The following is a 6,000-nucleotide window of genomic DNA, read 5'->3' on the forward strand; positions in this document are numbered from 1 at the left end:
GCCTCAAATATGTTATTTGGGCTTTGAAACCCCAAAAAATTAGCTGGCTGATACTACGTTTTTGAACATTTTTTCAAGCACTTGCGCGCATCCATCAGCGACTCTGCAGGCCGTCGCTCGCATAAATTTCCTTTTATGCCTCGTACTTAGCCCCACCCTAGCTTCTTGTCTGAGGGCGAGAAGCTTCCTTTCTGCACCCCTCTCCTGAACACCAACCATGCCCATATCGAAGCGGCCTGCCCTCCTACAATTTTCTGCATTGTTTGACTGTATTTCGGTACTTGCTACCGTCAAGGAGCGCAGCGATGCACGGCAAGGTTTATTTGGTTGGGGCGGGGCCTGGCGACCCTGAACTTCTCACACTACGCGCTTTATACCTGCTGCAACATGCAGATGCGGTGGTCTATGACCGTCTGGTCAGCCGTGCCATCATGAGCTGCATCAATCCTGAGGCCACCTTGCATGACGTCGGTAAAGTTGCCGCCTGCAAGCCCAGCATGCAGGACGACATCAACGACACGCTCTTGTCCTTGAGCAGAACACATCAGCACGTTGTTCGCCTGAAAGGCGGTGACCCCTTTATTTTTGGCCGTGGAGGCGAAGAGCAGCTGTATCTGCAACAACATGGAATCCAGGTTGAAGTCGTGCCCGGGATTACGGCAGCGACAGGTTGTGCGGCTTCTCTAGGCATTCCCTTGACCCATCGCGGGCTGGCCAGCAGTGTGCGCTTTATCACCGGGCACCTGCGCGACAACCAAGGGCTGGAACTGAACTGGGCCTCCTTGTCTGATCCCACCTGTACGCTGGTGTTCTACATGGCCATGGCCAATTGCAGCCATATTGCCCAGGCCTTGATTCAACATGGGCGCAGCCCGCATACGCCTATCGCCTTGGCACAAGATGCCACGCTTAAAAGCCAGCGCTGGGGCTTGGGTACTTTGCAAACACTTCCACAGCTTGCGCAAACCTTCAGCCCCCCGGCCTTGTTGATTATCGGCCAGGTGGTGCAGTTGCATCCGGATTACCCGCAACCTGCCTCAAACACGCAAGATGCCCTCGCCTGCGATCCCTCCTGGGCCGTGATGTGAAAGGTTTGCTCCTCCCTTTCAAGCTCAGTGGCAGGCAGTTTCTGGCCAACATGTGGCTAGCCATGCTGCTCTCCCTTCTTTGGCCACAACAAGCCGCTGCTGATGAAACCGCTTTGACACCGGAGCGGCAAGCCTCTTTACGGACGCTGCTTCATCAAGAATGCGGCTCATGTCATGGCTTGCTCCTGAAAGGAGGCCTGGGGCCTGCTTTAACGGCTAACGCCTTGCAAGACCAAAGCGCACAGCAGATCGCCCTGACGATCATGCATGGCCGTCCCGGAACAGCCATGCCTGCCTGGAACCGCTTCTTGCAGCCAGCCGAAAGTCTCTGGCTGGCTCATTTTCTTCTCCATGAATCGGATGCAGCACCATGAAAGCACTGATGACTCTGAGCCTGCTTGTCGCTTTAAGCGGCTGTGCCAACCCACTACGCGGCACGAATGACCTGGGGCTGGTTGTAGAGCGTGCGACGGGCAGTGTGGCTGTCGTTGAAACCAGTCATCGCAGCCGCTTGGCACGAATTGAAGGTTTGGGTGATCTGTCCCACGCCCATATCACCTACTCACGTGACGGGCGTTATGGCTATGTCTTTGGACGGGACGGCGGCCTGAGCAAAGTGGACCTGCTTCAACAAGTTCCAGTTCATCGCATCATTCAGTCCGGCAATGCCATAGGTGGCGCCATCTCCCAGGATGGCAAGCTGATTGTGGTGCAAAACTACGAACCGGGTGGCATCAAGGTTTTTGATGCGGACACCCTGGCCCCGATCAGTGAAGTCCCGTCTTACTACGCCCCCAACAAACGTGCCAAAGTGGTTGGTCTGGCGGACTTACCCAATCAGCAATTTGCCTACTCCTTGTTCGAGGCAGGTGAAATCTGGCTGACCGATTTATCCGACCCCTTACGCCCCACAACACGGCGTTTTGCAGCGGGTCGTCAGCCCTACGATGCCATGGTCACCCCGGATGGGAGGTACTACATTGCCGGACTGTTTGGCGAGGATGCCCTGGCCATGCTGGATTTGTGGAATCCTGAAAATGGAGTCCAAAAAATCTTGCAAGGCTATGGTCGGGGAGAGTCCGCCCTGCCCGTCTACAAAATGCCGCATCTACGGGGTTGGTCCTTGGCTGGCCAGGACTTGTTTTTACCGGCCATTGGACGCCATGAGGTTCTGGTCGCCAGCACCGTGAACTGGCAAGAGAAAACTCGCATTCCGGTTCATGGACAACCCGTTTTTGTGATGGCTCAGCCCGATGGCCGTCAGGTCTGGGTGAACTTCGCTTTTCCAGACAACGACAAGGTACAGGTGATTGATGTCGCCTCCCTGGAAGTGGTTCAAACCTTGGACGTAGGCAAAGCCGTTCTCCACATGGAATTCACCCCTAGGGGTGAGGCTGTCTGGATTTCAGCGCGAGACGACAACAAGGTCAGTGTGTACGACACCCACAATTTCAAGCGTCTGGACAGCCTGGATATTCAGCACCCGAGTGGAGTGTTTTTTACGCATCGGAGTGGTCGCATTGGTTTCTGATCTTTCCCCTTCTGCCTTTCAACTATTGAACGCCTGGCAACATGGATTCCCCTTGGAACCCCGACCGTTCCGCACGCTGGGACTGCTCTTGGGGCTTAGCGAACAAGCCGTGATGGACTACCTGCAACGCTGGCAAGACCAGGGCATCATCAGCCGTATCGGGCCAGTACTGAACCCTGCCTGTATGAGCAGCACTTTGGTGGGCATGCATGTGCCCGCCAAGGATCTGAACACGGTTGCAGACTGGATCAGTGCCCTGCCCGCCGTGAACCACAACTACGAGCGCGAACACGCCATCAATCTCTGGTTTGTGCTGACCTATGCGAATGAACAAGAACGGCAGGCGGCCTTGGAGCACATCGCTGAACATACTGGCTTGTTGCCCTTGTCCTTGCCCATGATCCGGGCCTATCACATTGACCTGGGGTTTAGCCTTGTTCCACATACCAAGAGCACCAGCCCCTTGTCGCCAAGCAAGGGTCTGCCCGCATTAGGCAGTACTGAACGCAAACTGCTGGAGTGTTCTTTGCAAGGTTTGAAGATTCAAGCCGACCCCTTCAAGCCTTGGGCAGAGCAAGTACAGATCAGCGAGAAACAAGCGCTGCAACAGCTGCGCGGCTTTCTGGAACAAGGCATCTTCCGGCGATTTGGCGTGGTCCTGCGCCATCGAAAACTGGGCTACCAAGCCAACGCCATGTGTGTCTGGACGGTAGACAAGCATCGCATTGATGCCGTGGGCGAGGAGCTGGCCAGGCAAGACGGCATCACGCTGTGCTATCAGCGGCAGCCCTGCCCGCCACATTGGAATCACAATCTGTTTTGCATGATTCACGGCAAAAACCGTCAGGACGTACTGGCACACCATGCGAAGCTGAATAGTCGTTTTGACTTGGGTCAGCTCCCGCAGGAAGTGTTGTTCTCCACTCGCTGCTTCAAACAACGAGGCGCACTGCTTAGCCCGGCTCATCATGACTGATCATCACACCCCACCATTGCATGCGCCGGTTGAACTGGACAATACCGATCGCCACATTCTGAATCGTCTGCAAGATGGTTTCCCCATCTGCTCCCGCCCCTTTGCACAGTTGGCACCTGACTTTGCCTTGAGCGAGTCTGCCTTGATTGCACGTGTCCAGCACTTGCGCCAATCCGGGATATTGACCCGCTTTGGGCCCCTCTTCCAGATCGAGGCTTTAGGCGGTGCTTACTGCCTGGTCGCTATGGCCGTACCGGACAAACGCTGGGACAGTACCGTCATAGCCGTCAACCGCCATCCTGAAGTCGCTCACAACTACCGGCGCGCCCATGCCTTGAATATGTGGTTTGTACTGGCCACGGCGACACCGCAAGACATCGAATCCTGCCTGAAGACAATCGAAGCTGAAACCGGCCTACCCGTCTTCGCTTTTCCCAAAGAGCAGGAATACGCCCTAAGCCTGAAACTGGAGCTTTGATATGGTGCATTTGAATCCTGCCTATACCACACTGATCCATGCCTCGCAGCAGGGTTTGGCGATAGAACCACAACCATACCTAAAACTGGCACAAGAGTTGGGTGTATCCGAAGCTTATGTCATGAAGCAGTTTCAAACCATGCTGGAACTAGGCTTGATACGGCGCATTGCAGCCATCCCCAATCACTATGCTCTGGGCTACGTGGCCAATGGCATGTGCGTCTGGAATATCACGGACGACAAGCTGGACGCAGTCGGTACATGGCTAGGCTCGCAAGCCGGAGTCAGCCACTGCTATCGTCGTCCGCGTCGTCTACCCCAATGGCCATACAACCTGTTTGCCATGCTACATGGCAAGGACCATGACACGGTACGTGCCCAGGCACAGAGCATCAGCCTGCAAATATCGCAGCGCTTTCCTGGCGTCCTGCACGATCACGATATTTTGTTTTCCACGGCCATTCTTAAAAAGACCGGCCTGCGTCTACGGAGGCCTTGAGCATGTTCCGGATATCCCGTTTTGTTGCTGCCCTGCACTCCCCTGTTGCGCCGACACGCGCCAGCAAGGCCCCTGTGGTGATCTGGAATCTGATACGTCGTTGCAATCTGCATTGCAGCCACTGCTACTCTGCCTCTACCAACAAGGACTTTCCTGGCGAGCTGAGCTACGAACAGGTCTGCACTGTCATGGATGACCTGCATCAATTCGGTGTACGCGCCCTGATCCTGTCCGGAGGCGAGCCCTTGCTGCGCCCAGATATTTACGACTTGGGCCGACGCGCGAAAGCACTTGGCATGTACGTAGGGCTATCGTCCAACGGCACCTTGATCACCGAGCAAAATATTGATCAGATTGCCGACTGCGGCTTTGATTATGTAGGCATTTCCCTGGATGGTTTGCAGGCCCGCCATGACCGAATTCGTGGAGAAGACGGAGCCTACGCAGCCTCCTTGCAAGGCTTGAGACTATGTCGTGAAAAACAATTGAAAGTAGGCCTGCGCTTTACCCTGACTCAAGAAAATGCGGTTGATCTTAAAGGCCTGCTGGCCGTGATAGAGCAGGAACAAATCGACCGCTTTTATCTCTCTCATTTGAACTATGCAGGTCGGGGTTTGGGCAACCGCGCCCTGGCCAGTCACCACGCCGTCACCCGGCAGGCTATGGAGCAACTTTTCACAACCTGCATGGCCTATCAAAAAGCCGGCAAACCCAAGGAGTTCACCTCGGGCAACAACGATGCGGACGGTGTTTTCTTTCTGCACTGGGTGCGACGCCACTACCCCGAGCAAGCTCCTAAAATTCTGACTATGTTGCGCCAATGGGGAGGCAACTCCTCCGGCCAAGGGATTGCGAACATCGATAACCGTGGCAATGTTCATCCCGACACCATGTGGTGGCATTACAGCCTTGGAAACGTGCTGCAACGGCCTTTCTCGGAGATTTGGTCCAACCATCAAGATCCCTTGCTGGCTGGGCTGCGGCAACGACCCAGGCCTGTACAGGGGCGCTGTGCTGGCTGTACCTACCTGGATATCTGTAATGGCAATACGCGCACTCGAGCTGAAAAAAGCACAGGAAATGTGTGGGCAGAAGATCCGGGATGCTATCTCAACGATCAGGAAATCACTGTCTGAACGCCCTCCAGGCAATTAACCAGAACCATTTTTACTCAGCCACAGTTCTGGAGCCTCTGCCCTGCCCCCTGACTTCTGAAGCCTCAAATAGTTCCCAGCACTCCCAATAGAATCAGGTGAGCCGCTGGGAAAAAGAGTGCAGAATCAAAACACAGCCAGCTTCAAGTGCCAGCCTGGACAGGCCTAAATTGAAGGGCCAAAAAAAGTGAGGCAAGCGATCTTGCCTCACTCAAACTCCACAACAACAACAACAACAACAACAACAACAACAACAACAACAACAACAACAACA

7 protein-coding genes are annotated in these 6,000 nt (G+C 54.8%); all 7 read left to right on the plus strand.

The genetic code is table 11. The features are described from left to right. The first annotated feature begins 305 nt into the window (after positions 1–305). Positions 306–1,088, plus strand: a complete 783-nt coding sequence (gene cobA, locus U2949_RS18415) for a uroporphyrinogen-III C-methyltransferase (protein ID WP_051316258.1) — start codon at positions 306–308, stop codon at positions 1,086–1,088. 62 nt (positions 1,089–1,150) lie between these two features. Beyond that, positions 1,151–1,462, plus strand: coding sequence for a c-type cytochrome (locus tag U2949_RS18420; RefSeq protein ID WP_266140672.1), 312 nt, complete (start codon positions 1,151–1,153; stop codon positions 1,460–1,462). After that, positions 1,459–2,619, plus strand: coding sequence for a cytochrome D1 domain-containing protein (locus tag U2949_RS18425; RefSeq protein WP_321289300.1), 1,161 nt, complete (start codon positions 1,459–1,461; stop codon positions 2,617–2,619). Before U2949_RS18420 ends, U2949_RS18425 begins: the two co-directional genes overlap by 4 nt. After that, the gene (gene ahbB / locus U2949_RS18430; RefSeq protein WP_407654206.1) at positions 2,600–3,595 is read left to right on the plus strand and encodes a siroheme decarboxylase subunit beta; all 996 of its coding nucleotides are present in this window, start codon (positions 2,600–2,602) and stop codon (positions 3,593–3,595) included. The genes U2949_RS18425 and ahbB (U2949_RS18430) overlap by 20 nt, the downstream gene beginning before the upstream one ends. Then, a complete protein-coding gene (locus U2949_RS18435; RefSeq protein WP_026483435.1) occupies positions 3,588–4,073 on the plus strand; it encodes an Lrp/AsnC family transcriptional regulator in 486 nt (161 codons plus the stop codon). Before ahbB (U2949_RS18430) ends, U2949_RS18435 begins: the two co-directional genes overlap by 8 nt. A gap of 1 nt (position 4,074) precedes the next feature. Continuing rightward, positions 4,075–4,572, plus strand: coding sequence for a siroheme decarboxylase subunit beta (gene ahbB, locus U2949_RS18440; RefSeq protein ID WP_257722694.1), 498 nt, complete (start codon positions 4,075–4,077; stop codon positions 4,570–4,572). Positions 4,573–4,574: 2 nt separating this feature from the next. Beyond that, positions 4,575–5,708: a heme d1 biosynthesis radical SAM protein NirJ gene (gene nirJ / locus U2949_RS18445; RefSeq protein WP_321289305.1), complete on the plus strand. Its 1,134-nt coding sequence runs from the start codon at positions 4,575–4,577 to the stop codon at positions 5,706–5,708. Positions 5,709–6,000: the final 292 nt, after the last annotated feature.

This window comes from Alcaligenes phenolicus (assembly GCF_032063905.1).
Classification (GTDB): domain Bacteria; phylum Pseudomonadota; class Gammaproteobacteria; order Burkholderiales; family Burkholderiaceae_B; genus Alcaligenes; species Alcaligenes phenolicus.

What these genes read in the sequence shown, in the direction of transcription:
- cobA (WP_051316258.1), top strand. Translation starts at nt 306, where the DNA reads ATGCACGGCAAGGTTTATTTGGTTGGGGCGGGGCCTGGCGACCCTGAA.
- U2949_RS18420 (WP_266140672.1), top strand. Translation starts at nt 1,151, where the DNA reads ATGCTGCTCTCCCTTCTTTGGCCACAACAAGCCGCTGCTGATGAAACC.
- U2949_RS18425 (WP_321289300.1), top strand. Translation starts at nt 1,459, where the DNA reads ATGAAAGCACTGATGACTCTGAGCCTGCTTGTCGCTTTAAGCGGCTGT.
- U2949_RS18435 (WP_026483435.1), top strand. Translation starts at nt 3,588, where the DNA reads ATGACTGATCATCACACCCCACCATTGCATGCGCCGGTTGAACTGGAC.
- ahbB (WP_257722694.1), top strand. Translation starts at nt 4,075, where the DNA reads ATGGTGCATTTGAATCCTGCCTATACCACACTGATCCATGCCTCGCAG.
- nirJ (WP_321289305.1), top strand. Translation starts at nt 4,575, where the DNA reads ATGTTCCGGATATCCCGTTTTGTTGCTGCCCTGCACTCCCCTGTTGCG.